The sequence below is a fragment of the Streptomyces sp. LE64 genome, from assembly GCF_052606915.1.
The window spans coordinates 1,528,654-1,553,925 of the sequence record NZ_CP199708.1 but is presented as its reverse complement, the minus strand read 5'-3'; the positions used below and the strand labels follow the sequence as shown (position 1 = coordinate 1,553,925).

The 25,272-nt window shown below is 72.0% G+C and carries 21 protein-coding genes and 3 tRNA genes; 11 read left to right on the top strand and 13 right to left on the bottom strand.

Annotated elements, in window-relative coordinates; all coding sequences use genetic code 11:
- Window positions 1–180: 180 nt before the first annotated feature.
- Window positions 181–1,290: an NAD-dependent epimerase/dehydratase family protein gene (locus ACSMX9_RS07030; RefSeq protein WP_445400859.1), complete on the top strand. Its 1,110-nt coding sequence runs from the start codon at window positions 181–183 to the stop codon at window positions 1,288–1,290.
- Between the two features lie 59 nt (window positions 1,291–1,349).
- Window positions 1,350–2,303: a GHMP family kinase ATP-binding protein gene (locus ACSMX9_RS07025; protein ID WP_445400857.1), complete on the top strand. Its 954-nt coding sequence runs from the start codon at window positions 1,350–1,352 to the stop codon at window positions 2,301–2,303.
- Here ACSMX9_RS07025 and ACSMX9_RS07020 read toward each other — a convergent pair.
- The 4 genes from ACSMX9_RS07020 to ACSMX9_RS07005 form a co-directional block, all read right to left on the bottom strand.
- Window positions 2,285–3,385, bottom strand: a complete 1,101-nt coding sequence (locus ACSMX9_RS07020; protein ID WP_445400855.1) for a radical SAM protein — start codon at window positions 3,383–3,385, stop codon at window positions 2,285–2,287. The two genes, ACSMX9_RS07025 and ACSMX9_RS07020, sit on opposite strands and share 19 nt — an antisense overlap.
- Before the next feature lie 144 nt (window positions 3,386–3,529).
- A complete protein-coding gene (locus ACSMX9_RS07015; protein ID WP_445400853.1) occupies window positions 3,530–4,384 on the bottom strand; it encodes a carbohydrate ABC transporter permease in 855 nt (284 codons plus the stop codon).
- Window positions 4,381–5,364 carry a carbohydrate ABC transporter permease gene (locus ACSMX9_RS07010; RefSeq protein WP_351238570.1) on the bottom strand — a complete coding sequence of 328 codons (984 nt, stop codon included), beginning with the start codon at window positions 5,362–5,364 and terminating at the stop codon, window positions 4,381–4,383. Before ACSMX9_RS07010 ends, ACSMX9_RS07015 begins: the two co-directional genes overlap by 4 nt.
- Before the next feature lie 195 nt (window positions 5,365–5,559).
- Window positions 5,560–6,852, bottom strand: coding sequence for an extracellular solute-binding protein (locus ACSMX9_RS07005; protein WP_445400851.1), 1,293 nt, complete (start codon window positions 6,850–6,852; stop codon window positions 5,560–5,562).
- A gap of 304 nt (window positions 6,853–7,156) precedes the next feature.
- Between ACSMX9_RS07005 and ACSMX9_RS07000 the strand changes: the two genes are divergently transcribed.
- Together ACSMX9_RS07000 and ACSMX9_RS06995 are read left to right on the top strand one after the other, a co-directional pair.
- Window positions 7,157–8,320, top strand: a complete 1,164-nt coding sequence (locus ACSMX9_RS07000; protein ID WP_445400849.1) for a serine/threonine protein kinase — start codon at window positions 7,157–7,159, stop codon at window positions 8,318–8,320.
- A gap of 3 nt (window positions 8,321–8,323) precedes the next feature.
- Entirely contained in the window at window positions 8,324–9,043 is a 720-nt protein-coding gene (locus ACSMX9_RS06995; RefSeq protein WP_445400847.1) for an HAD family hydrolase, read from the top strand.
- 34 nt (window positions 9,044–9,077) lie between these two features.
- Here ACSMX9_RS06995 and ACSMX9_RS06990 read toward each other — a convergent pair whose 3' ends face one another.
- Window positions 9,078–10,538 (bottom strand): N,N-dimethylformamidase beta subunit family domain-containing protein, encoded by a 1,461-nt coding sequence (locus ACSMX9_RS06990; protein ID WP_445400845.1) that lies wholly within the window; start codon window positions 10,536–10,538, stop codon window positions 9,078–9,080.
- Window positions 10,539–10,743: 205 nt separating this feature from the next.
- On the opposite strand from ACSMX9_RS06990, the gene ACSMX9_RS06985 reads away from it, so the two are divergent.
- Both ACSMX9_RS06985 and ACSMX9_RS06980 read left to right on the top strand, forming a co-directional pair.
- On the top strand, window positions 10,744–11,589 hold the full coding sequence (locus ACSMX9_RS06985) for a class I SAM-dependent methyltransferase (RefSeq protein ID WP_351238560.1): 846 nt from the start codon (window positions 10,744–10,746) through the stop codon (window positions 11,587–11,589).
- Window positions 11,590–11,650: 61 nt separating this feature from the next.
- Window positions 11,651–12,418 (top strand): GNAT family N-acetyltransferase, encoded by a 768-nt coding sequence (locus ACSMX9_RS06980; RefSeq protein WP_366117023.1) that lies wholly within the window; start codon window positions 11,651–11,653, stop codon window positions 12,416–12,418.
- Here the strand turns inward: ACSMX9_RS06980 and ACSMX9_RS06975 are convergent.
- Both ACSMX9_RS06975 and ACSMX9_RS06970 read right to left on the bottom strand, forming a co-directional pair.
- Entirely contained in the window at window positions 12,387–13,496 is a 1,110-nt protein-coding gene (locus ACSMX9_RS06975) for a hypothetical protein (RefSeq protein ID WP_445400843.1), read from the bottom strand. The two genes, ACSMX9_RS06980 and ACSMX9_RS06975, sit on opposite strands and share 32 nt — an antisense overlap.
- Before the next feature lie 166 nt (window positions 13,497–13,662).
- Window positions 13,663–14,322: a TetR/AcrR family transcriptional regulator gene (locus ACSMX9_RS06970; RefSeq protein ID WP_445400841.1), complete on the bottom strand. Its 660-nt coding sequence runs from the start codon at window positions 14,320–14,322 to the stop codon at window positions 13,663–13,665.
- Between the two features lie 200 nt (window positions 14,323–14,522).
- Between ACSMX9_RS06970 and ACSMX9_RS06965 the strand changes: the two genes are divergently transcribed.
- Window positions 14,523–14,885 (top strand): DoxX family protein, encoded by a 363-nt coding sequence (locus tag ACSMX9_RS06965; protein WP_351238553.1) that lies wholly within the window; start codon window positions 14,523–14,525, stop codon window positions 14,883–14,885.
- A 428-nt stretch (window positions 14,886–15,313) separates the two neighbouring features.
- Here the strand turns inward: ACSMX9_RS06965 and ACSMX9_RS06960 are convergent.
- The 3 genes from ACSMX9_RS06960 to ACSMX9_RS06950 form a co-directional block, all read right to left on the bottom strand.
- Window positions 15,314–15,387 (bottom strand) — tRNA-Ile (locus ACSMX9_RS06960).
- 167 nt (window positions 15,388–15,554) lie between these two features.
- Window positions 15,555–15,627 (bottom strand) — tRNA-Asn (locus ACSMX9_RS06955).
- Between the two features lie 5 nt (window positions 15,628–15,632).
- Window positions 15,633–15,705 (bottom strand) — tRNA-Asn (locus tag ACSMX9_RS06950).
- A 143-nt stretch (window positions 15,706–15,848) separates the two neighbouring features.
- On the opposite strand from ACSMX9_RS06950, the gene ACSMX9_RS06945 reads away from it, so the two are divergent.
- The 4 genes from ACSMX9_RS06945 (at window position 15,849) to ACSMX9_RS06930 (ending at window position 21,522) form a co-directional block, all read left to right on the top strand.
- On the top strand, window positions 15,849–16,160 hold the full coding sequence (locus ACSMX9_RS06945) for a YtxH domain-containing protein (RefSeq protein ID WP_366117018.1): 312 nt from the start codon (window positions 15,849–15,851) through the stop codon (window positions 16,158–16,160).
- Window positions 16,161–16,223: 63 nt separating this feature from the next.
- Entirely contained in the window at window positions 16,224–17,690 is a 1,467-nt protein-coding gene (locus ACSMX9_RS06940; protein ID WP_445400839.1) for a xylulokinase, read from the top strand.
- Window positions 17,691–17,857: 167 nt separating this feature from the next.
- Window positions 17,858–19,594: an ABC transporter ATP-binding protein gene (locus ACSMX9_RS06935; protein ID WP_445400837.1), complete on the top strand. Its 1,737-nt coding sequence runs from the start codon at window positions 17,858–17,860 to the stop codon at window positions 19,592–19,594.
- Window positions 19,594–21,522 (top strand): ABC transporter ATP-binding protein, encoded by a 1,929-nt coding sequence (locus ACSMX9_RS06930; protein WP_445400835.1) that lies wholly within the window; start codon window positions 19,594–19,596, stop codon window positions 21,520–21,522. The genes ACSMX9_RS06935 and ACSMX9_RS06930 overlap by 1 nt, the downstream gene beginning before the upstream one ends.
- 107 nt (window positions 21,523–21,629) lie before the next feature.
- On the opposite strand, the gene ACSMX9_RS06925 is transcribed toward ACSMX9_RS06930, so the two are convergent.
- The 3 genes from ACSMX9_RS06925 to ACSMX9_RS06915 all read right to left on the bottom strand — a co-directional run bounded on the left by ACSMX9_RS06925 (window position 21,630) and on the right by ACSMX9_RS06915 (window position 25,247).
- Window positions 21,630–22,355 (bottom strand): ScbR family autoregulator-binding transcription factor, encoded by a 726-nt coding sequence (locus ACSMX9_RS06925; protein ID WP_351238543.1) that lies wholly within the window; start codon window positions 22,353–22,355, stop codon window positions 21,630–21,632.
- 160 nt (window positions 22,356–22,515) lie between these two features.
- Window positions 22,516–24,144: a sensor histidine kinase gene (locus ACSMX9_RS06920; protein ID WP_445400833.1), complete on the bottom strand. Its 1,629-nt coding sequence runs from the start codon at window positions 24,142–24,144 to the stop codon at window positions 22,516–22,518.
- Between the two features lie 59 nt (window positions 24,145–24,203).
- Window positions 24,204–25,247: a rod shape-determining protein gene (locus tag ACSMX9_RS06915; protein ID WP_445400831.1), complete on the bottom strand. Its 1,044-nt coding sequence runs from the start codon at window positions 25,245–25,247 to the stop codon at window positions 24,204–24,206.
- Window positions 25,248–25,272 lie beyond the last annotated feature (25 nt).

The following is a 25,272-nucleotide window of genomic DNA, read 5'->3' as shown; positions in this document are numbered from 1 at the left end:
CGATTCCTCGGGCCGGCCCGCGGCCCGTGCCCGTCCGGTGGCACTGGCGAATTTCGGAAATTAAGAAGGAATCTTCAACGTCTCCAGAAGTGCCGAAAAGGCCCCCTGGTTCTGGCCGATGATGATCGTTCATGCTGGCTGCGCGTGCTTTCCATACGTATCACCGATAGAGGAGTCCGTATGACCGTGAAGACCGATGACGAGGCCCTTGCCTCCGGCGTTTCGGGGTCTTCTCGACTGGAGAAACTGCGGGGCTCCCGCATCGTGGTGACCGGCGGCGGGGGACTGGTGGGCAGCCGGTTGACCGCGCTGTTGCGCAGGGCCGAGGCCGAGGTGGTCGTCCTGGACCGGATGGACGCCTACCCGGGGGCCACCCACGAACTGTTCGGTGCCGGCCGCACCGCCTCGCGCCTGGTGGTGGGGGACGTCCGGGACCGGGAGGCGGTGCGCGGGGTGCTGCGCGGCGCCGAGTTCGTGGTCCACGCCGCCGCCTACGCCGACGTGGCCGCCTGCACCCGCAGACCGGACGTCGCCTTCAAGGCCAACAACGAGGGCACCGAGGTCGTCCTGGAGGAGACCGCCGCCGCGGGCGTGCGCCGGCTGGTGCTGATCTCCTCCGCCGCCGTCTACGGCAACGGGGTGGCGCCCGCGGACGGCGCGGACGGGCCGCAGGTCTTCCACGAGGACCAGCCCCCGCACCCGCTGTCCGTCTACGCCAACTCCAAGCTCTGGGCGGAGCACCAGACCCGGTTGCTGCTCGGCGCCGCGGGCGTCGAGCACGCGATCCTGCGCTACTTCTCCGTCTACGGCGACCCCCAGGTGGTGAAGCCGGGCAGTCATTCCTGGATGGTCGCCTGGCTGGCGCTGCACGCCCGGCTGGGACTGCCGATGCGGCTCAACGGCGGCGGGGTGCAGGTGCGCGACCTGGTGCACGTCGACGACATCGCGATGGCCACCGCGCTCGCCCTGGTGGAGGACGGTGTCGTGGGGGAGACCGTCAACGTGGGCTCCGGGGTGCCGACCTCGGTGCGCGAGGTGGGCGAGTTGATCGCCCCGCACTACCCCGGCGCCGAGTTCGTCACCACGCCCCGCCCGGCCGACGACCCGCTCGGCGGGTACGCGGCCATCGACCGGATGCGCGAGCTGATGCGCTGGCAGCCCGGGATCTCCGTCCCCCAGGGCGTGGACCGCTACGTGCACTGGCTGAACGCCACCCCCGAGGCGCTGCCGGAGTGGCTGGTCGAGAAGGCCGCCCGGGAGGGGCGCGGGCAAGGGCCGCGGACCGCGTGACCCCGCCCGGCGGCCCCGGACGGGGTCCCACGGCGGACCCCGGGGGGAGGACGCGCGAGGTGCGCGCGGAGGTGCCCTGCCGGGCCTGCCTCTCCGGGGAGGACCTGGACTGGCTGGGCGGCCGGTCGGTGAGCCTCGCGCTGGCGTTGCCCACCGTGGTGGAGACGGTGCCGGGTCCGCCCGCACCGTCCGGCTCGGGCTGGCCCCACGAGGTGTGGGAGTACCTGCGCGGGGAGTTCCCGCACTTCGGGCCCCGACCGCCCGCGGTGCGGGTGCACAGCGAGGCCCCCGCCGCGAGCGGGCTGTCCTCGTCCACCGCCCTGATCGTGGCGCTGATGCGGGCCTACGTCGAGGCGTGCGCCCCCGCGGCGCAGGTCCCGACCGCGACCCTGACCCGATGGGCGTACCGCTTTGAGTTCGCCCGCTTCAACGGGGGCGGGATGGACCAGGTGGCCGTCGTCGAGGGCGGCGCGCTGCTGTTGGAGGGCCGACCCACGGGACTGCCCCTGATCCGCGGGCGCACCGTCTTCCCCGAGGAGTGGACGGTGCTGGTGGTGGACTCGGCGACCCGCAAGGACACCGGGGACCACATCGCGGTCGTGCGTTCCCAAGTGGCCGATCGGGACCCGGCGTTGGCCCGCTACCTGAAGGAGGCGGACCGGGCGTCCGCGGAGGCGTGGGCGGCGATCGGCCGCCGGGACCTGGAGGGGCTGACCCTCGCCATGGACCGCGCCCACGTCACCATGCGCGACCGGCAACGGATGTCCACACCGGTCCTGGAGGACCTGCGGGACACGGCGTTCACGGCGGCCGGGCTGCGGTTGAAGCTGAGCGGCGCCGGCGGCGGGGGGTCCCTCGTGGGGGTGTGCGCCGCCGTCGAGGCCGAGGAGGTGGCCGACGCGGTGCGGCGGGCGATCGGGGGCCGGCACCCCGCGGCCCGGGTGGTTCCCACCCGGGCCGCGGGGCCGCTCGCCGGTCCCGCGGACCGGAAGCCTCAGATGAACGGGTCGTAGTCCGGCCCGATTTCGGGCGTCACCGCTCCCTCCGCGATCTTCTCCAGTTCGAGGTTGGAGCGGTGGCGCGCGCAGTGGAAACGGCAGTCCCGGGTGGGGTCGATGATGCCCCGGTCGGAGTTCTCCCAGATGTCGGGGAGCCGTTCGGTGACCGCGTCGCCGATCTTCGCCTGCGAGTTGCCCCGGTGGTAGGAGCAGACGTAGACGCCGGACGGGGTGATCAGGGTCCGCAACTCCGCCACCTGGCAACGGTGGTAGTCCTTGGGCTGGATCGCCCCGACCCGGCTGCGCAGCGAGGTCAGCGTGGAGGAGTTGATGACCTCGAAGGAGTCGCCGGCCCAGCGCCGTTCCGCCTCGGCCAACTGGTCGTCCACCGAGCGGAGCAGGTCCTCGGAGACCTGGATGATGTGGTGGCCGTCGTCGAACATGGCCTTGGTCTCGAAGTAGTCGCAGCCGATGTCGTGGGCGAGCCCGGCGGCCTCCAGCACCTCGTGGTGGTTGCTGATCACGGTGCCGTCCGGTTCCCGGCGGGTCATCACCAGGAAGGAGTAGCCGAGGGCGCCCTTCTTCACCTCGGCCAGCAGCCGCATGTTCCCGGTCACCTTGTCGAAGACGCTGCGGCCCTTGCGGTCGGGCCGGAACTTCCGGTAGGTGTCCGAGGTGCCGGCGTCCATGGAGACCCGCACCCAGGAGGCGTACTCGGCCAGCTCGTCCAGGTTCTGCTTGATCATCGTGCCGTTGGTGACGACCCCGATGGCGATCCCGGCCCCGCCGAGCATCCGCAGCACCTGACGGGTGCCCCGGTGGGCGAGCGGTTCGCCGCCGCCGATGAGGACGACCCCGCGGACCGACATGGATATCAGCTCCTCGGCCAGTTCGGCGAGGCGCTCGGGGGTGAACCGTCCCTGGTTCAGGAGCTTGCCGCTGATGCACTCGGGGCAGGCGAGGTCGCAGAACGTCGTCGGGTCCAGGTCCACCACCAGTGGCCCGGTGGTGCGTCTGCCTGCCGCGGCGTCCAGCACCCGCGGCCAGCCGGACGGCTGGTACAGCTTGGACACCAGGTCAAGACGGTCGAACGTCACAGAGTTCTCCTGCTGGTCAAGAGGGCGTGCCACCGCCGCGGCACCCAGCCCTCGGTCGTTCCCCCGGGGGCGTCGACGCCCCCGAAGCCCGGTCGTGGTCCGGGCGTACCCCCGCCGAACGACGGCGGAGGCGGTCCCATGTGGTCAGCCCTTGACGGCCCCCACGGTCAGTCCGGCCGCCACCCGACGCTGGACGATCATGAAGAACACGACCACGGGCAGGGCGGTGAGCGTGGCCCCCGCCATCAGGGCGCCGTAGTCGGTGCCGAAGCTGGTCTGGAACGAGACGAGCCAGATGGAGACGGTCTGCTTGTCGTTGCTGGACAGCAGCACGTACGCCAACACGTACTCGTTCCACGCCTGCACCAGGGCGTAGATGGAGGTGGCGACCAGACCCGGCGCGAGCAGCGGCAGCGTCACCCGGCGGAAGGCCCCGGCCCGGGTGCAGCCGTCGACCATCGCCGCCTCCTCCAACTCCACGGGAATGCCGCCGACGAACCCGCGCAGCAGCCAGACGGTGAACGGCAGCATGAAGACGAGGTAGGTGAGGACCACCCCGACCAGGCTGTCGGTCAACCCGGCGTCGCTGAGCAACAGGTACAGCGGGATGATCAACCCGGCCAGTGGCACCATCTGCACGGAGAGGATCACCAGCACGAAGGCCCGGCGGCCGGTGAACGAGAACCGGGCCACCGCGTAGGCCGCGGCCACCCCGATCAGCAGGGAGACCACCACCGTGCCGACGCCGACCAGTGCGCTGGCCCGCACGCTCGACCAGAAGGTGTCCGAGGCCATGGCCCGGCGGAAGTTCTCCAGGGTGGGTTCGAGGGTCCAGAAGTGCGGCGGATCGCTCCGGATCTCCGAGGCCGGCCGGAAGGCGGTCAGCAGCATCCAGTACAGGGGGAAGGCCATCAGCGCGCAGAACAGCAGTCCGAGCGCGTCGGCCCGCCAGGAGCGCCGCCTACGGGCGCCGCGCGGGGCGGCGGGGGCGGGGGTCAATCTGTCTCTCCCATCCGGACGAGTTGACGGACGTAGACGACCGCCCCGACGAGCAGCAACAGGACCGTGACGACCGCGATGGCCGCCCCGGTGCTGTAGCGGTTGACGGCGAACGACTCGATGAACGAGTGCACGCCGAGCAGGTAGTACTCCTTCTCCGGCTGGCCGGTGCGCATCAGCCAGATCTGGTTGAACACCCCGAAGCTCCAGATCGCGTTCAGGGTGGTCACCACCACGAACGCCGGCTTGATCACGGGCAGCACGATGTGCCGGAGCACCTGGGTACGGCCCGCGCCGTCGCAGGTGGCCGCCTCCTCCAACTCCGGCGGCACCTGGGTGAGGGCGGCCTGAAGGGTGATCGCCGCGAAGGGCAGCGAGCCCCAGACGACCACCGCGACCACCACGGCGAAGCCCTCCCACGGGTTCTCGAACCAGTTGTGCTTGCTGAAGTCCAGCCCGGGTAGGAGGCCGAGCAGCCAGTTGACGACGCCGTAGTCGGCGTCCACCAGCCAGCGGAAGACCGCGGCGGCCACCATGACGGGCATGGCCCACACCGCGACCAGCACGCCGGCCATGAGCAGCCGCACCCAGGGCGAGACCCGGCGGGTGAGCAGGGCCACGCCCAGGGCGAGGCCCATGGTGAGGACGGTGGTGACGGCGGTGAAGAGCGCGGTGCGCCCGACGACCCGCCAGAAGAACCCGTCCGTGGCGATGGTGCGGTACTGCTCCAGGCCGACCCAGGGCGGTTCCGTGCCGGCGAACAGCTCCTGCCGGGTCATGTCCTGGAAGGACAGCAGCACCAGTTCGATCAGGGGATAGCCGAGGACGGCGGCGAGCGCCAGCACCGTCGGGGCGATCAGGAGGTAGGGCACCAGCCGCCGTGACAGGGGCCGGGCTCGCCGCCGGCCCGTCTTCCCGGTGGGGGCCGGGACGACGGGCTGGGAGACGGCGAGGGAGTCCGGTGGGTCTGCGGTCACCATGCGGGAACTCCTCGGATCGTCGCCCGCGGCGCGCCCGGCGCACACGACCGACGCGGTGGGTGGGTGGGGGAGGGGTGGGGGTTGACGATGCGGGTGAGTGGGGTGAGTGGGGTGAGTGGGGTGAGTGGGGTGAGATCCGGTGGTGGGACCGTGGATCGGCAGGAGGAACGGAACGCCGCTGGGGTGTGGGGGCGGTCAGTTCTCGTTGATCAGCTTGTCGATCTCGCGGTCGGCGTCCTCGGTCGCCTGCTCCACCGTCTTCTTCCCGGTGGCGATGGACTGGAGCATCGAGGGGAGGATGTTGGACTTCTCCACCGCGGTCCAGCCGGGGGCGAGCGGGGTCACCCAACCGCGTTCGGCGGCCCGTGCGGAGGGGCCGTTGATGCCGTCCGCGGGCACCTCCCTCAGTTGCACGGTGTTGTTCGGCAGCGTCTGGGCCTTGATCAACTGCTGCTGGGAGCCGTGGTCCGTGAACAGCTTGATCCAGTCCCGGGCGAGTTCCTGCTTGCCGGACTTGACCGGGACGGCCAGCAGGGAGCCGCCGAGGAACGGGGGCAGCAGCTTGCCGGAGGGGCCCGGGAAGGCGAAGGTGTCGAACTTCCCGCGCAGTGCGGGGTTGCCTCCGCTGCGCGGGTCGGCGGCGGCGTTCGCCTCCCAGGTGTTGCCGTAGAACATGGCGACCTTGCCCTGCCCCACGACGCCCGGCTCGTCGCCGTTGTCCTTGGAGCGGTCACCGACGTAGTAGTCGTCGATCAGCTTCTTCCAGGTGGTGAGCCCGGCCCGGGAGGCGGGCAGCGAGAGGGCGCCCTTCCACCGGCCGTCCTCCTGCACCGCCATCTCGCCGCCGGCGTCCTTCACCCAGGCCATGGCCGCGTGGGGGTAGCGGCCCGGCATGTGGAAGGTGGAGAAGTTCTTGTCCTCGGCGCCGTACTCGGCCTTCACCTTGTCGAGGACCGACAGCAGTTCGGGGTAGGTGCGCGGCGGCCTCGTCACGCCCACCTTCTTCAGGATATCCGTCCGGTAGATGCCGACTTTCGCCCCCGCGTAGTAGGGCACGCAGTAGTTCTTCCCGTTGTGTTGACACGCGTCGGCCAGTGCCGGAAGCCAATCTTCCGAATGGTCGAAATCTTTCTTCTCCAACGGGGAGAATGCGCCGTTGATGATGTAGTTGGTGGTTTCGCTGTTGCCCATTTCCACCACATCGGGCACTTCGCGGCCGGCGAGGGCCGCGTCGATCTTCTGGTTCTTGCTGGGCCACTGCTGGTACTGGACCTTGACCTCGGTGCCCGGGTGCAGCTCGGCGAACCGCTTGTTGGTGCGGGCGACCAGATCGGGCCAGCTCTCCCGCGCGTCGATGGTCAGCCAGACGGTCAGGGCGCCGCCTTTGCCCCCGGCGTCCGAGGAGTCGTCCGTGCCGCACCCGGCCAGGGTGGCGAGCACGGCGACCGATCCGAGAGTCGAGGTGAAGCGGCGTAAGCGCCGGGTCATGGATCTCTGCCTTTCGATGACTGGTTGAACCGGGCTGCTATCTACCCAGCGAAGCCCCGCAAACTACTGCTGGGGCGCTTTTTGGCCAGGATGTGGAGGTGGATTATGGAACATTGTTGTTTTGGATTGGCCCCGGCCCGCACGGGCCCGGTGTCCGGCCGGTGCGGTGGCACCACCGGATCGGCCGTTTCTGATTGACGCAAAACACTACGATGCCCCTCTTGGGTGCCCTTGACGGTGACGCAACTCCTGACCCATTTTTCTCCGGGTGTCTCCAGCGTTCCCCTATCGAAAGGTGTTACCCGTGGTGAACCACGATGCGACCGCAGGCGATTCGGACTCCCGACCCGTGCGGGTCAACTCCTGGAACGGCTGGGACCCCCTGCGTCACGTGATCGTCGGACGGGCCGACGCCGCGGTGGTCCAGGCCCCCGAGCCCGCGGTGCGCCGGGACTTCCCCGAGGACGGCTTCCCCCTCGGCACCTACGGCACCATGCCGGCCGACATGATGGCCGAGGCCAACGAACAGCTCGACAACTTCGCCGGGATGCTCCGCAAGCGGGGCGTACGGGTGGACCGGCCCACCCCCTTGGACTTCAACCAGAAGGTCTCCACCCCCGACTGGGAGCAGGAGACCATGTCGGGCTGCATGCCGCCCCGCGACCTGCTGCTGACGGTCGGCAGCGAGGTCCTGGAAGCCACCATGTCCTACCGCAGCCGCTGGTTCGAGTACCTCTGCTACCGACCGATCCTCCAGGACCTCTTCCGGTCCGACCCCCGGATGCGTTGGGAGGCCGCCCCCAAGCCCCGTCTCACCGACGCCAGTTACCACACCGACTTCTGGGACACCTACCACGAGCTGCCCACCGAGGTGCAGTTGGCCAAGGTCCGCGACTACGACCTGGTGCTCACCGAGGAGGAGCCGCTGTTCGACGCGGCCGACATCGCCCGCATGGGCAAGGACCTCTTCGTCCAGCTGTCCTTCGTCACCAACCGCAGCGGCTACGACTGGCTCAAGCGGCACTTCCCCGACCACCGGGTGCACGCGGTGACCTCCACCAACACCCACCCCCTGCACATCGACGCCACCTGGGTGCCGCTGCGTCCCGGGCTGGTGCTGCACTGCGGCGAGCGGCTGGCCGACCCCGAGCTGATGGAGTTCTACCGGCTGAACGACTGGGAGGTCATCGAGGCGGTGCAGCCCGCGAGTTGGGACCACCCGCCGAAGCTCTCCTTCTGCAGCCCCTGGCTCGCCGGGAACATGCTGAACCTGGACCAGAACACCCTGTGCATCGAGGAGAAGGAGGTCGCCCTCTCCGAGCAGTTGGCCGGCTACGGCTTCGAGATCGTACCGGTGCCGTTCCGCGCGGTCGGCCCCTTCGGCGGTGGACTGCACTGCGCCACCGTCGACATCGAGCGCGAGGGCGACTGCGAGGACTACTTCCCCGTCCGGCACGGACGGTACTGAGCCGTGGCCACGGCTCCCCGCCCCACGGAGGCGGTGATCTTCGACTTCTACGGCACGCTGGTCCGGTTGGTGGACCCCCTGCCGCCCAGCCACGCCGCGGTGTTCCACCGGCTCGGCCTCGACGCGCACGTCGAGGCGTGGGGAGACCAGTGGGCGACCGGGCCGGCGGACGGCGAGGACCACCGCGTCCACTCGGTCGGCGAACGGGAGTACCTGGCCTGGGAGGTGGACCGGCTCCGCCGTCGGGCCCTGGAGTGCGGGGTGCCCGAGGAGGCGGCCGGCCCGTTGGCGGCGGAGCTGGACCGGGCCAACAAGGCCCTGCACCTGGAGCTCTTCGAGGACGTCAAGGCCGTGCTCGCGCAGCTGCGCGAGCACGGCCGCACGGTCGCCCTCTGCTCCAACTGGTACTGGGACCTCGACCGCGCGGTCGCCGGGTGCGGGCTCACGGACCTGGTGGACGCCGCCGTCACCTCGGCCCGGGTGGGGGTGCGCAAACCGCACCCCCGGATCTACCGGGCGGCGCTCGACGCCTGCCGAGTCGCACCCGAACGCGCCCTGTTCGTCGGGGACATGTGGGAGGCCGACGTCGAGGGGCCGCTGGCCCAGGGCATCCGCGCGGTGCACCTGCGGCGCCCCGACCGGGTGGTGGACGGGATCGCCCCGCCGCTGCCCGACCGGGCGCACCGCATCGCTTCGCTGGACGAGCTCGGCGCGCTCCTCTAGGTCGTTTCTTCCGGACCGGGGCGGGGGAGGGGCCTCAGCCCCGGCGCGAGAGCCGGTCGATCACGTTGCGGGTCACCCGCACCACACCCGCGTCCTCCTCCCGGCCGCAGACCACGGGCCAGTCGACGGTGCCGGCGGTGAAGACCGTGCCGCCGCCCTCCGTCGTGTGCACGCCCATGGTCGCGGCCCGGGGGCTGGTGATCGCCGGCTCCCGCTCCGGGCAGTTCCAGTGGCTCCACTTGAAGCGGTGGAGGTCGTCGTTCACGGGGTCCAGCAGGTAGATGCCGAGGATCAGGAAGGAGTCCGGCGTGCCGTCCACCCCGCTGGCCCGGGCCACCCCGTGCTCGTCGCGGACGAAGGCGGCGCCGTCGCACTCGTACCCGATCAGCGGGGTGCCCGCGCCGAGCCGGTCGGCCGGCGAGCCGTCGCGGCCGTCCCGGAGCCCGGTGCCCTCGAACACCCAGTGGTCGGCGTGCTGCACGGTGTACCCCTCGGTCGGCCGGTCGCCCGGCCAGTCCCCGGGCCACATGCCGCCGTTGCGGAAGCTCACCCCGGTCATGGCGTTCTCCGGCCGCCCCACCCCGTCCGGCGGGGCGGCCCACCACAGGTCGGTGGCGGGCAGGTGCGGATACACCCCGTCGACGTGGTGGTCGGTGTCCGAGACGAAGGCGGTGCCCTCGTCCGTCACGTGGATGCGCCACCAGCAGGTGTTGGCGCTGAGGAACGCCACGTTCCCCCCGCCCGCGACGTGCGCGGCCACGTGGTCGCGCATCGCGGCGCTCCAGTACTCGTCGTGCCCGACGCTCAACAACAGGTCGTAGGGGGAGAGGAGTTCGGGATCCTCGTGCAGATCGAGGTCGGTGCAGTACTCCACCGCGTAGCCACAGCGCTCCAACCAGGCGATGAAGGGGGCGTCCCAGTGGGCCAGGTCGATGACCCCGCCCGGCCGGTGCAGGCTGACCTTGTGCCCGCGCGGCCGGTGCGCGTCTCCCTCCTGGTGGACCGGGCTGTCGTAGAGGCTGGAGTCACGGGGGAGGCCCTCGCCGTCCGAGCGGTTGTAGGCGTGCCGGGTGAAGGTGGACTTCTTGTAGAGGACGCGCCCGTGCCGCCCCGGCTGCCGGGGGCGGACCACGAAGAACTCGCGCGAGAACCCCTCGACGTCCCCGTCCCCGAGCAAGGGCACCCCGGCCGCCCGCCGTTCGTCCCCCTCCACCAGGTGGGCCAGGTAGACGCCCGGCCGCCACTGCTCGGGCACCGGGAACGCGAAGTGCGGCAACTCCCAGTCCACGTCCGGCGCGGCGTGCCCCGCCACGCCGTCCGGGTGCGCCGGCGGCGCCTTGAAGACCCCCCGCCGGGGCTCGGACTCGCCGAGGTATTCGAGTTCCCGGCCCAGTCGGTAGAAGCGGACCCGGAACTCCTCGGCATCGGTCGACACGTGGAGGTCGAGAACCTCCCCCGCGGCCACGCTCTCCCGATCCACATAGCCCTCGATCATCGGCCCTCCCAGTACCGTCGATCGCCGTTTGTCCCACGACGAGAGGCCCGATGCTAGAAGCTGTTTCCCGGTACAACAAATCATCGGAGGAGATCGGCCTTTCTCGCACTGATTCCAGCCAGGCGGATACCGCGAAGGATGCGACCACAAGAAGTCGGGTAGCGCGGCACGAACGGAACGGCGTGCTGTGCGGAAAGGGAAAAGAATGACAAAGGAATTGCGGGTGCGCGAACTCGTCCTGGGGATCGAGGGGCTGGCCCTGCTGCGCGGCGCCCTCGACGCCGACGACGCCTTCCTCGACGCCCGGCTCGCCGAGATCAGGAAGTTCGCCGCCGAGGGGGACGACGGCATGCCCGGCGCCGGCGCCCGGGTCAGCGAGTTGGACGAGGCGGCCGGCTACGCCTCCTGGGCCAAGCTGTACGACTCCCTGCCCAGCTCCTACCTGGAGGTCGAGGAACCGATCGTGCACCGGCTCCTGGACGCGGGCCCGGTCGGCACCGCCCTGGACGCCGCCTGCGGCACCGGCCGCACCACCGTCGCCCTGACCAGCCGCGGCTACCGCACCATCGGCGTCGACCAGTCCCCGCAGATGGTGGAGCAGGCCCGCCGCAAGGCCCCGGAGGCCGAGTTCCGCCTCGGCCGGCTGGAGCAGCTGCCGGTGGACGACGCCAGCGTGGACCTCGCGGTCTCCACCCTCGCCCTCACCCACCAGCCCGCCCTCGGCCCCGCGGTCGCCGAGCTCGCCCGGGTGGTGCGCCCCGGCGGGCGCGTGATCGTCACCGATCTGCACCCCTTCGTGATCACCCTCCAGGGCCAGTGCCTGTTCGTGCACGGGGACGACCACCTCGCCTTCGTCCGCAACCACGTGCACCTGCCGGGCCGGTACATCGAGGCGTTCTCCGCCGCGGGCCTCACCGTTCGCGCCTGCTACGAACCCGTCTTCAACGGACGGCTTTCCCCCGGTGGTTACGAGGAGTTCGTCGAGGACGCGGCCCGGGCCGCCTGGGAAGGAATTCCCATCGTGATCGTCTGGGAGGCCGTCAAGGCGTGACGGAAAGCAAAGCACGTGCACGGGTGCGGAGAACGCATCGGGACAGGGAAAGGGAAACACCGTGAAAGCCGTTCTGTACAACGAGCGCCCGGAACTCTGGGACCGCATCACCGAGGAGTTCACCGGAATCATCCCCGAATACAACCTGCACGGTGACATCGGGGCCGAAGGCTTCTGGAACCGCCTCTTCGACGACTTCGGCGACCACCAGTTCCTGCTGTACGACGAGGCGGACGACGCGATCCTCGGAACCGGCCGCTCACTGCCCCGCCCCTGGGACGGCACCCCCGAGGGCCTCGGCACCGGGCTCGACGCCTCCATCCGGGACGCCTTCGCCGCCCGCGACGCGGGCACCGAGCCCACCGCGCTGTGCGCGCTCGGCGTCGAAGTTGCCCCCGCCCACCAGGGCAGGAACCTGTCCAAGGCGCTGCTCCAGCAGATGATCGAGATGGCCCGCCGGGACGGACTGCGGCACGTCATCGTCCCGGTGCGGCCCATCTGGAAGCACCGCTACCCCCTCGTCCCCACCGAGCGCTACGCCCGGTGGACCCGGGACGACGGCGAGCCCTTCGACCCCTGGGTGCGCACCCAGGTGCGGCTCGGTGGCCGGATCACCGCCACTGCGGAGGAGTCCTCCCTGATCAGCGGCACGGTCGCCGAGTGGGAGTCCTGGACCGGGATGGAGTTCCCGGAGAGCGACGCCTACGTCTTCCCGGAGGGGCTCAGCACCCTCCGGGTCGACCGCGAGCAGGACCGGGCCGCCTACTGGGAGCCCGCCGTCTGGGTCACCTACGACCTCAGCCCTCCAGGAGCGACTCCCCGCAGGTGACGGCGGTCCAGGCGTACGCGGACAACAGCTCCGCGTACGCCGGGGTCACCTCCGGCCGGCGCTCGGGCGACAGCCCGGCCGGGCCCGCCGTGGACACCGCCGCCCGACGCAGCCGGTCGGCGCCCGGTGTGCCGCCCCGCTGCGCACCCGCCGGTGCGTGCCGCCGGGCGGCCACCTCCGCCTGCCGGCCGAGCAGCAGGCAGTGGATCCAGAACTCGTCGGCGAAGGGCTCCCCGAAGGCTTCGGCCACCCGCACCGCCTGCGCCGCCGGCCGCCGCCGGCGCACCGCGTCCCACACCTGCCTCTCGGTCAGTTCACCGGTCAGCGGCAGGGCCTCCCGCCAGGTGTAGTGGTGGCGCGGCTGCGGTTCGTGCTCCTGCCCGGGCAAGCGGATGTAGCCCTCGCCGTACCGCATGTACGGCACCCACGGCAGTTCCTCCAGCACCCACCCCCGGTACAGGAACGGCCGGGCGTCCTCGGCGGAGGCGGGACAGACCGCGAGGCGGATGCCCTGGGCGGCGTGCCCGTTGATGCTGCTGGTGCCGGTGTGCTCGGTGACGGTGGGCACCGCCAACAGTGCGCTGCGCCGTCCCCCGGTCCGCAGGAACGTGCACATCACCTCGTCGTCGTGGCGCTCGGCGGAAGCCTCCGCGTACTGCCGGAACTCCTCGGCCACCTCCACCGGGAGGCTGATGGCGAGCGTCGGGGTGAACTCCTCCGGCACCGCGCGCACCCAGCCGGCCCCGGCCAGCGCGGCCAGTCGGGTCGCCCCGCCGTTGCGGGCGTGCCAGTTGGTGTAGAAGGCGAGGGCGTCCCCGGGGAACCGGTCGGCGCAGTGGGCCACCAGGTCGATCATGTCGTCGGGCGCGGCCACGTCGTCCTGGATCATGAACTGGTGGGTGGCGCCCTCGGTCACCCGCGACCAGGCCACCAGCGCCGTCCGCAGGGCCGACGGCGGCCCGTCCGGGTCGGGGTCCAGGGCCAGGGAACCGAGGCCCAGCCTGGTCACCATGTCCTCCGCCTGGGCCCGGCGGACCGGGTGGGTCATCACGGCCGAACTGACGCGTGCGGTGGGCATCGAGGGGCTCCTTCAGCCGAACGACCGGGAATGACGTCTCGCTGATCATGGCCAGCACCCACCCGGAATCCCCACGGAGCGGGGGCGACGGCCGAAAACGGCCGCTCAGTGACGCGATGCGGTGGCCCGTCCCGGGCTCCCGGACCCGCCTTCCCGCCGAGGCGGCTCAGCCCCGGGGCAGGCACCCGTACAGGAAGGCGCGGACCCCGGTGACCGCGACCGCCTCCGCCTCGGCTTCGGGCAGCGGGTCCGTGCCCGCCTTGCCGTGGGCCCCGGCGGGGGTGATCAGGGCCACGAAGTGCTGGGCCGCGCGTGCGGGGTCGGGAACGTCCAGGAGCCCGCGCCCGGCGAGCCGGGTCAGATGGGCGGCGAGCGCCCCCTGCACCCGCCGGGGGCCCGCCTGCTGCCAGCTGCCGTGGAGGTCCTCGGGAACGCTCTCGCCCTCGGTGGCGAGCCGGGTGACCATCGAGCAGTGCTCGGCGAACTCCGGCCCCGGCCGCACCCAGTCCTTGGCCAGGGCCACCAGGCCGCCCTCCACCTCGGCGGTGCTGGTCGCGCCCCCGAGGTGGCGCTCGATCAGCGCCTCGTGGGCGGTGGCCACCTGCTCGGAGCTGTCGAGCAGCACGGTGACGAAGAGCCGTTCCTTGTTCTCGAAGTGGTTGTAGATGGTGCGGGTGGACACCCCGGCCTCGGCGGCGATCACGTCGATGCTGGCCCCCTGGTAGCCGATCCGGCCGAACACCTGCCGAGCGGCCCGCACGATCGCGTTCCGTTTCTCCGGGAACCCCTTGCGCGGTGCGTCCCGCCCCGCGTCCGCCCTGGTCATGGCGGCACCTCCTGAGTGATTGCAGGCATCGTTTTACTTAGTGCAGTGCACGTTGTACTTTACCTGGGTGGGAGACACGCGGCGGACCGCCCGCGCGATCGTGCCTGGTGTCCGCGCACCCGCACCCGCAGCACTGCTGCCGGCCCGCTGTCGCGCCGGCCGCCGGCCCGGGGCGCGCTCCCCCTCCACACCCTCACCCCTTGGAGAAGACCGTGTTCGTTTCCTACGTCGTCCTCGCCGTCCTGGTGTCGCTGCTGCTGGTGTTCTCCGGCCGCGGCATGCTGGTCGGCGACAAGAACATCGTGGAGACCATGGAACGCGTCGGCGTGCCCAGACGCTCCTACACCGTGCTGGCGCTGCTGAAGTTCGCCGGCGCCCTGGGCCTGCTCGCCGGCATCGCCTACCGGCCGCTGGGCATCGCCGCCGCCGTGGGCCTGGTGCTCTACTTCCTCGGCGCCGTCGTCGCCCACCTGCGGGCCGACGACCTCAAGGGCGCCCCCTCGCCCTTCGTCCTGGCCGTGGTCTCGGCCATCCCCCTGGTGCTGGGCCTCGCCACGGCGTGACCTGCGGGGCCCTCGGTCCGGTCCGTCGCCCGGGGCCCTGCGACCGGACCCGGCCCGTCAGGTCTGCGAGAGCGCGGAGGGACGGTGCCGGGCAGGGGCGGCGGAGCGCCGGGCCGCACCTCGTCTCGGTGGCGGCCGATGGGGTCGTTGTGCTTGTCGGCTACGGCTACGAGCCCCTGACGGGTCGTCCGCCACGTAGGGCGGAGTCTTCAACGCGCCGGAGTCGTCGCGGTTGAGGTTGCCCGGGCAGGCGCCTCGGAGACCTGGGTGCTGGAGGCGGAGCCACGGGGCCGGGCAAGAGAGCCACCCTGGGGGAAAGTTGTCGCTCCGCCGCGTGCCGGCCGCCCTCGCCCTTGCGCAGCCCGGAGGGCCGTCGTTCGGGCTCGACCCGTCCGCGTCTGAACGATTCTGCTCGTGCGGGACGAGAGTGGGGCGGGTGGGACTCGAACCCACGGCCGACGGATTATGAGTCCGCTGCTCTAACCGGCTGAGCTACCGCCCCCTTACGGCGCGTCGCGCGCCGATGCGCGCGCCGTCTGCCGCAGCATAGCCGCTCATACGATCTCCTGCCTCGGCTGGTCGGCCCTGCTGACCATGGAGACCCCGGACGCGCCCGGACGGTTCCACCGGACACGAAAAAGGACCCCTGGGAGGGGTCCTTCTCGGCTGCTCCCCCGACTGGACTCGAACCAGTAACCTGCCGGTTAACAGCCGGCTGCTCTGCCAATTGAGCTACGGAGGATCGAGCTCCCCCGACTGGACTCGAACCAGTAACCTGCCGGTTAACAGCCGGCTGCTCTGCCAATTGAGCTACGGAGGATTGCCTCGTTGCATCGAACGCACCTGCCCCGGTGGTCACCAGGGGGCGTCCGTTCGCTGCGACACATACATTAGCGCAAGCAGGGGGGTGCTCCGCCAATCGGTGCCCCGCGATCCACACCGACGCAAGGGAAGGGTGGCTCCATGCGCTACCGGCTCACATTCGTCGCCGGGCTGGCCCTCGGATACGTCCTGGGTACCAGGGCCGGACGGGAACGGTACGAGCAGTTGAAGAAGTCCGTCCGGCAGTTCGCCGAGAACCCCGCGGTCCGCAACGCCGCCGAGTCCGCCGCGCAGCAGGGCCGGGAGGTGGCGGGCAAGGCGCTGCACTCGGTGTCCGAGCGCGCTCAGGGCCGGGTGCCGGACGCGGTCGCCGACCGGGTCAGGGCGCTGCGCGAGCGGGGCCGCGGCGGTCCCGACGCGTCCGACGACGGCTGGGGCACCAGCAACACCTGAGCCCGCCGGACTCCGCCCGGGGTGTGGTGCGGCACACACCCGAACGTGGTGCAGAATTCCCGCATGGGGATAGTCGCCGGTCTGGACAGCACGCCCGACTCCACGCGCATCGTGGTCTGTGACACCGACACGGGTGCCGTGATCAGGCAGGGATACGCCTCCCACCCGCTGGAGGGGGCGCACGGGGGAGCGGGGGAGGGCGGACGCCCCAGCGACGTGGACCCGCAGGCGTGGTTGCTCTCCCTCGGGGAGGCCGCGGGCGGCGGGGTCCTCGAAGGCGTCGAGGCCATCGGGGTCTCCGCCCAGCAGAACGCGCTGGTGCCGCTCGACCAGCAGGGCGCCACCGTGCGCCCCGCCCTGGTCGGCGCCGACCGCCGCACCCAGATCGCCGCCGCCGACCTCGTCGACGCCTTCGGCGGGCGCGAGGCCTGGGCGCGGACGGTCGGGTGCGTCCCGCAGCCCGCGAACCCGGTCAGCAAGCTCCGGTGGCTCGCCGCCCAGGAGCCCGAGGCCGCCCAACGGGTGGCCCTGGTGCTCCAGGCCCACGACTGGCTGGTCTGGCAGCTCCTCGGCCGCCCGCTGCGCCGTACCACCGACCGGGGCGGCGCCTCCGGCACCGGGTACTGGTCGGCCGCGACCGGTGCCTACCGGCCGGACCTGGTGGAGTTGGCGCTCGGCCGACACGCCGAACTGCCCGAGGTGCTGGGGCCGGCCGAGGCCGCCGGCACCACCCCGGAGGGGCTGCTGATCTCCGCGGGGACCGGGTCCACCATGGCCGCCGCCTTCGGCCTCGGCATCGGCCTGGGCGACGCCGTGGTGTCGCTCGGGGCCTCCGGCTCGGTGATGGCCGTGCACCGGGAGGCCCTGGTCGACCCCAGCGGCATGATCACCTCCCTCGCCGACGCCACCGGCATGCACCTGCCGGTGGTGCACACCCTGAACGCGGTCCGCGCGCTGCGCGGCACCGCCGAGATGCTCGGCCTGCCCGACCTGGAATCGCTGTCCGACCTGGCCCTGAAGTCCACGCCGGGCGCGCACGGACTGGTGCTCCTGCCCTATCTGGAGGGGGAGCGGACCCCGCACCTGCCGCACACCGCCGGCACCCTCTCCGGACTGCGCCGGGAGGCGATGAAGCCCGAGCACCTGGCCCGGGCCGCGGTCGAGGGGATGCTGAGCGGGCTCGCCGACGCCCTCGACGTGCTGCGCGGTCGCGGGGTGGAGGTGCGCCGGGTGTTCCTGCTGGGTGCCGCCGCCGACCTGCCCGCCGTCCAGGCCGCCGCGCCCTCGCTGTTCGGCGCGCAGATCGTGGTGCCGCACCCCGCCGAGTACGCGGCGCTGGGCGCGGCGCGCCAGGCCGCGTGGGCGTTGGGCGTCTCCCGCGGCACGCTGGACCCGCACACCCCGCCGGCCTGGCCGGGGGCGACCGGTCAGGTCCACGAGCCGGGCGAGGAGCTGGCCGTGGGGCAGGCCGTGCGACAGCAGTACGCGGCGGTGCGGGAGCAGATCCATCCCGGGGCGTTCGGCGGCTGATCCGTCCCGCCCCCGGGGGGTCCTGGGGCGCCCGGAACCCGCTGTTGGCTTAATCCGCTGGGGTAACGGGGAGCGGTGGGTGGACGATGGGGTGAGATGTGCCGACCGGCGGACCCGGCCACCGGCCGCCCCCGCCCCTACCGCCTCCCAGTGAGCGAGACCCGCGCGTGCTCATACGACTGTTGAGGGCCCACCTGGGCCCGTACCGCAAACCCATCGCCGCCCTCGTGGCGCTCCAGTTCCTCCAGACCTGCGCCTCCCTGTACCTGCCCACGATGAACGCCGACATCATCGACAAGGGCGTGGTGCGGGGCGACACCGGTTTCATCATGAGCTTCGGCGGGTTGATGATCGCCGTCACCCTGGTGCAGGTCGTCTGCAACATAGGCGCCGTCTACCTCGGTGCCCGCACCGCGTCCGCCCTGGGGCGTGACGTGCGGGGCGCCGTCTTCGACCAGGTGCAGTCCTTCTCCGCGCGGGAGGTCGGTCATTTCGGGGCGCCGACGTTGATCACCCGGACCACGAACGACGTCCAGCAGGTGCAGATGCTGGTGCTGATGGCGTTCACCCTGATGGTCTCCGCGCCGATCATGTGCGTCGGTGCGATCGTGATGGCGCTCGGCCAGGACGTGACGCTCTCCACGGTGCTGGTCGCCGTGGTTCCCGTCCTCGGCATCAGCGTGACGATGATCGTGGTCAAGCTGCGGCCCCTGTTCCGGTCCATGCAGGTGCGCCTGGACACCGTGAACCGGCTGCTGCGCGAGCAGATCACCGGCAACCGGGTGATCCGGGCGTTCGTCCGCGACGGCTACGAGCAGGGACGGTTCCGGGTAGCCAACGACGAACTGACCGCGATCTCCCTGGGCACCGGCCGGATCCTCGCGTTCATGTTCCCGCTGGTGATGACGGTGGTGAACGTCTCCTCGGTCGCCGTCGTCTGGTTCGGGGCGCAGCGCATCGAGAGCGGGGACATGGAGATCGGCGCCCTGACGGCGTTCCTCGCCTATCTGATGCAGATCGTCATGTCGGTGATGATGGCCACCTACATGTTCATGATGGTGCCGCGCGCCGAGGTGTGCGCCGAGCGCATCCAGGAGGTCCTGGGCACCGAGTCCAGCGTGGTCCCGCCGGCCGCCGCCGTCCGCGAGCTGCGCTCCCACGGCCACCTGGAGCTGCGGGAGGCAGGCTTCCGCTACCCGGGTGCCGAGGAGCCCGTCCTCAAGAGCGTCGACCTGGTGGCCCGACCGGGCGAGACCACCGCCGTGATCGGGTCCACCGGCAGCGGCAAGACCACCCTGCTGGGGCTGGTGCCCCGGCTGTTCGACGTCACCGAGGGCGCCGTCCTGGTCGACGGGGTGGACGTGCGCGACCTCGACCCCAAGCTGCTGGCCCGCACCGTCGGCCTGGTCCCGCAGAAGCCGTACCTGTTCGCCGGGACCGTCGCCACCAACCTGCGCTACGGCAACCCGGACGCCACCGACGAGGAGCTGTGGCACGCCTTGGACGTCGCCCAGGCCCGCGGCTTCGTCGAGTCCCAGCTCGAAGGCGGCCTGGACGCGCCGATCTCCCAGGGCGGCACCAACGTCTCCGGCGGCCAGCGCCAGCGGCTCGCCATCGCCCGCACCCTGGTCCAGCGGCCCGAGATCTACCTCTTCGACGACTCGTTCTCCGCCCTCGACTACGCCACCGACGCCGCGCTGCGGGCCGCGCTCGCCGAGGAGACCGCGAACGCCACCGTCGTGATCGTGGCGCAGCGGGTGGCCACCATCCGGGACGCCGACCGGATCCTCGTCCTCGACGGGGGACACGTGGTCGGGGTGGGACGCCACGACGACCTGATGCGGGACAACGAGACCTACCGGGAGATCGTGCTCTCCCAGCTCACGGAAGCGGAGGCGGCCTGATGGCGGGGCCCGCGGGACGGATGATGGCCGGTGGTGGACCCGACCACCACTCCATGGACTTCAAGGGCTCCGGCAAGCGCCTGCTGGGCCGCTTCGGACCCGAACGACTGACCCTGTACGCGATGGTGGGCTGCGCAGTGATCAGCGTCGCCGTGTCGGTGCTGGGGCCGAAGATCCTCGGCATCGCGACGGACCTGATCTTCGCCGGGGCGGTGGGCGAGCGGATGCCCGCCGGCCAGAGCAAGGAGGAGGCCCTCGCCCGACTGCGGGACGGCGGCGAGGGCGGCATCGCCGACGTGCTCTCCACGGTGGACTTCACCCCCGGCGAGGGCATCGACTTCGGGGCCGTGGGCACCGTGCTCGGCTTCGCGCTCGCCACCTTCGTCGTCGGCGGCCTGTTGATGCTGGTCGCCACCCGCCTCGGCAACCGGGCCATCAACCGCACGGTCGGCCGGATGCGCCGCGACGTGCAGCTGAAGCTCGCCCGGCTGCCGCTGTCGTACTTCGACCGGCGCCAGCGCGGCGAGGTGCTGAGCCGGGCCACCAACGACCTCGACAACATCGGCCAGACCCTCCAGCAGAGCCTGGGGCAGCTCGTCAACTCGCTGCTGACCATCATCGGCGTGCTGATCATGATGTTCTGGATCTCGCCGCTGCTCGCCCTGGTGGCGCTGGTCACCGTCCCGCTGTCGTTCCTGATCGCCACGCGGGTCGGCAAGCGCTCCCAGCCCCAGTTCGTCCAGCAGTGGCGGGCCACCGGGACCCTGAGCGCCCACGTGGAGGAGATGTACACCGGGCACGGACTGGTCAAGGTCTTCGGCCGGCAGGAGGAGTCCGCCCGGAAGTTCGCCGAGGAGAACGAGGCCCTCTACCGTGCGGGGTTCCGCGCCCAGTTCACCAGCGGGCTGATGCAGCCGCTGATGTTCTTCGTGTCCAACCTCAACTACGTCCTCGTCGCGGTCGTCGGCGGGCTGCGGGTCGCCTCCGGGGCGTTGTCCATCGGGGACGTGCAGGCGTTCGTCCAGTACTCCCGGCAGTTCTCCATGCCGCTCACCCAGGTGGCGTCCATGGCCAACCTGGTCCAGTCCGGGGTGGCCTCCGCCGAGCGGGTCTTCGAACTCCTCGACGCCCCCGAGCAGACCCCCGACCCGGAGCGGCCCGAGCGCCCCGAACGGAGCACCGGGCGGGTCGCCCTGGAGCACGTGTCGTTCCGCTACAGCGAGGACAAGCCGCTCATCGAGGACCTGTCGCTCACCGTGGAGCCGGGCCAGACGGTCGCCATCGTCGGTCCGACCGGCGCCGGCAAGACCACGCTCGTCAACCTGCTGATGCGGTTCTACGAGGTCACCGGCGGGCGCATCACCGTCGACGGGGTCGACATCGCCCGGATGTCCCGCGACGAGCTCCGCGCCGGGATCGGCATGGTCCTCCAGGACACCTGGCTGTTCGGCGGCACCATCGCCGACAACATCGCCTACGGGGCGTCCCGGGAGGTGACCCGGGAGGAGATCGAGGAGGCGGCCAAGGCCGCGCACGCCGACCGGTTCATCCGCACCCTGCCCGAGGGCTACGACACCGTCATCGACGACGAGGGCACCGGGGTCAGCGCGGGCGAGAAGCAACTCATCACCATCGCCCGGGCGTTCCTGTCCGAGCCGGTGATCCTCGTCCTCGACGAGGCGACCAGCTCCGTGGACACCCGCACCGAGGTCCTGATCCAGAAGGCGATGGCCCGCCTCTCCCGGGACCGCACCTCGTTCGTCATCGCCCACCGGCTCTCCACGATCCGCGACGCGGACACCATCCTGGTGATGGAGGACGGTGCCATCGTCGAACAGGGCACCCACGAGAAGCTGTTGCTCACCCGGGGCGCCTACGCCCGGCTGTACGCCGCGCAGTTCGCCCAGGCCGTCGCGGAGGTCGACTGACCCCGCCGCGTCCCGCCCCCGGTGCCCGGGGGCGGGCGCGAGAGGGGCGGACGGGCCACCGTCGTCCGGCGCTGAGCTGTCCGGCCCGCACCGGCGGGCCGGACCGCTCAGCCCGCGGCGACGGGGACCTTGCGCCGCGGGCTCGGCACGCCCTCGACACCGGTCACGGTGCCGTCGGGGAGGGGCACCGGCAGCACGGTCAGCAGCCGCTCCGCCCGATCGGGGGCCAGGTCCAGGGTCGACAGCAGCGCCGGCACCGCGATGCTCGGCAGCACGTGTTGGAGGAGCACGATGACCCGGCGGGTGAGGTCGGCCCGCTCGCACAGCACGTGCGACATGCCCTGGATGCCGGAGAACGCCCCGGCCATCAGCTCGGCCGTGTCCTCGGGCACCACGTGCGGCAGCAACTCGCCGCGCGCCTCGGCCTCCCTCAACACCAGGCCGATGCGGTCGATCCACGCCTGGTACGGGGTGCCCCGCAGCGGCGCCGGGTCCACCGTCGCCTCCCGCCGCTGGTCCATCGCCAGCCCCATGCTGGCCCGGGTCAGCGGATCGTGCAGCAGCCGGTGGGCGAACAGCAGCCCGTGGTCCACGAGTTCCTGGAGCTTGGTGCGCTGCGGAGGCAGTTCGTTGAGGTCGAGTTGGGCCGATACCACGCCCAGCGCGAGCTCCTCCTTCGACGCGAAGTGGAAGTACAGCGCACCCTTGGTGACCCCGGCCCGTTGCAGGATCTCGGTGATCGTCGCTGAACTGTACCCACGTTCGTCGAAGACGGCCGCTGCCGCCAGCAGAATGGACTCGCGCGTCTGGATCGCCCGTGCCTGTCGTGCCATGGAGTCAGGTTCCTGCTTCCCCGTCAGGGCGTGTGCGCCGCCTTCGGCCACGCCGACACGGACAGAAAACCGGACAGCCCATCTGTTGTCGAGGGCAATGAGAGACCCCTCATCGGTCCCTCATCGTCGGCGCGCCGCCTCGCGCCGCCCGGACGCCGGCTCACAGCGGAGAGTGCCAGGTCACCGGGGTCGTCCCCGGAACACGGCCGTCCGAGGCCGTCGGCGCTCCGTCGTCGACGGTCAACCGGACCCCGGGGCGCCCGTCCGCCAGGTGCACCGCGGCGTCGACGGTGACCGCTATCCGACTCACCCCCGCCCGGGCGGTCGCCGCGGCGAGCGCCCGGCGCAGCGCGGCCACCAGGTGCCCCGCCACCGGATCGCCCACCAGGGCGTCGACCGGACCCACGAACCGCACCGAGGGCGCGAAGCCGCAGACCGCCGCCGCGTGCCCGGTCTCCCGCAGCACCCTGCCGCGCAGGGTCGCCGGTGCGTCGGTCGGCGGCTGCTGGAGGGCGACGATCGCGGTCCGCACCTCCTGCACGGTGGCGTCGAGTTCGTCGACCGCCCGCGCCAACCGGCCGTGCACCTCCGGCGGATCGCCGGACCCGCCCTCCCGGGAGGAGCGTTCCGCGCGCCGCTGGGTGGACTCCAGCATCAGCCCGGTCGCGAACAGCCGCTGCACCACCAGGTCGTGCAGGTCCCGGGCGATCCGGTCGCGGTCCTCGTACACGGCGAGCCGTTCCCGTCGCGCCTGCGCGTCCGCGAGGACCAGCGCCAGGGCCGCGTGCGCCGCGAACTGGGAGGCCATCAGCCGTTCCGCGGGGGTGTAGGGGCGGGCGCCCCGGTGCCGGGGCAGCGCCAGGGTGCCGATCGGCCGCCCGCCCGAGGTGAGGGGCAGCAGCATCACCGGTCCGAAGCGCGCCGCGGCCGGACCGCCGTGCGGATCCCCGACCGGGTCGGGCACGCACACCGACTCCCCGGCGAGCAGCCGGCCGAGGACCGGACTGTCCGCCGGGACCGCGGCGCCTGCGAGGACCTCCATCCCGGCGGGCCCCACCAGCCCGGGCGGGCCGGCCGCCGCCACCACCTCCAGCCCGCCGTCCGGGCCCTGTTGGAGGATCACCCCGGCCGCCGCGCCGGCCAGCACCCGGGCGCGCTCCGCGACCGTCTCCAGGGCGTGGGCCGCGGTGCCGCCGGCGAGGAGGGCGGTGGTCACGGCCGCGGCGCCCTCGATCCAGCGTTCGCGCTGGCGGGCCGTCTCGTACAGCCGGGCGTTGCCGATGGCGATGCCCGCCTGGGCGGCGAGCACCCGCAGCAGCTGGGTGTCCTCCTCGGTGAAGGCCCCGGTCCGCTTCTCGGTGAGGTACAGGTTGCCGAAGACCTCGTGGCCGACGTGGATCGGCACCCCGAGGAAGGAGCGCATCGGCGGGTGCCCGGGCGGCAGGCCGTGCGCCCGGGGGTCGGCGGTGAGGTCGGCTATCCGCAGCGGCCGGGGGTCGTCGATGACCGTCCCGATCAGCCCGGTGTGGCCGTCCGGCAACTGCCCCAGACGGGCCCGCCGTCCGGCGGAGAGCCCCGTGGTGTACAGCTCGGTGAGACGGGGCCCCGGTCCGCCCGTCAGGTCCAGGACGCCCAGTGCCCCGTAGCGGGCGTCGGTCAACTCGGCGGCGCGGATGACCACGCGTTGCAGGGTGGTCGACAGGTCGAGATCGGTGCCGATCTCCAACACCGCGTCCAGCAGCGGCGGTAGCCGTGGTGGGTGCGTCGCCGCACGGTCGTCTTCGCTCACCCGTCCAGCATGCCAACTCCGGGGCCGTGGTCGGCACCCGACCGCGGGGGCGCGCCGGATCAGGCCGACAGCGGATCGAGCACCATCGGCCGGACCCTGCCCTCCAGCATCGCGCCCAGACCGAGGATCGCGCACACGTCGGGGCGTTCGGCGATGGTCACCGGCATCCCGGTGGCGTCCCGCAGCATCTGGTCGAGGCCCGGCAGCAGGGCGCTCCCGCCGACCATCGTGACGCCCCGGTCCGCGAGGTCGGCCACCAGGTCCGGCGGGCAGTCCCGCAGCACCTTGCCGATGCCGTCGAGCACCGCCGTGAGAGGGGTGTGGATGGCGTCCCGCACGGCCGCGGTGTCCACCTGCACCGAGCGGGCCAGCCCGGTCGCCACGTCCCGGCCGTGGATCTCGGTGGAGGTGGGGCCGTCCGGGCTCAACCCGTTGCCCGACAAGGCGAGTTGCAGGGGGCGCACCGACTGGGAGGGCAGCATCAGCTCGTGCCGGTGGCGCAGGTGCTGCACGATGGCGTGGTCGATGGCCTCGCCGCCGACCTTGATCCGTTCCGCGGTCACGATCGACCCCAGCGACAACACGGCGACCTGGGTGGTGGCGGCACCGCACACCAGGATCATCGTCGCCTCGGCCCGCTCCACCGGCAGCCCGCACCCCACCGCGGCGGCGACCAGGGTGTCCACCAGCTCCACCCGGCGGGCCCCGAGCCCCACCAGCGTCTCCACCGCGGCCCGTTGCGCCAGCGGGTCGGCCTCGTGCGGGGTACAGGCGGCGGCCCGCAGCCACGGCTTGCGGCGCAGCGCGCGGCGCAGCTTCTCGCCGAGCAGGTGCCGCAGCATCCGCTGGGCCATCTCGACGTCCACCACCGAGCCGCCCGACACGGGGCGGACCACCCGGATGTAGCCGGGGGTGCGGCCGGTCATCCGCTCGGCGAACTCGCCGACCGCGATCAGCGAGCCGGTCCGGGTGTTGACGGCCGCCGCGCTCGGCTGGTCGACGGCCAGGCCCACGCCCTTGACGAACACCCGGGTCCGGGCGGCCCCCAGGTCCACCGCGATGTGGCACCGGCGCAACTGGTCCAGGCTGACGTGGGCGTTCATCGTGTTCCTCCCGAGTCCGCGGGCC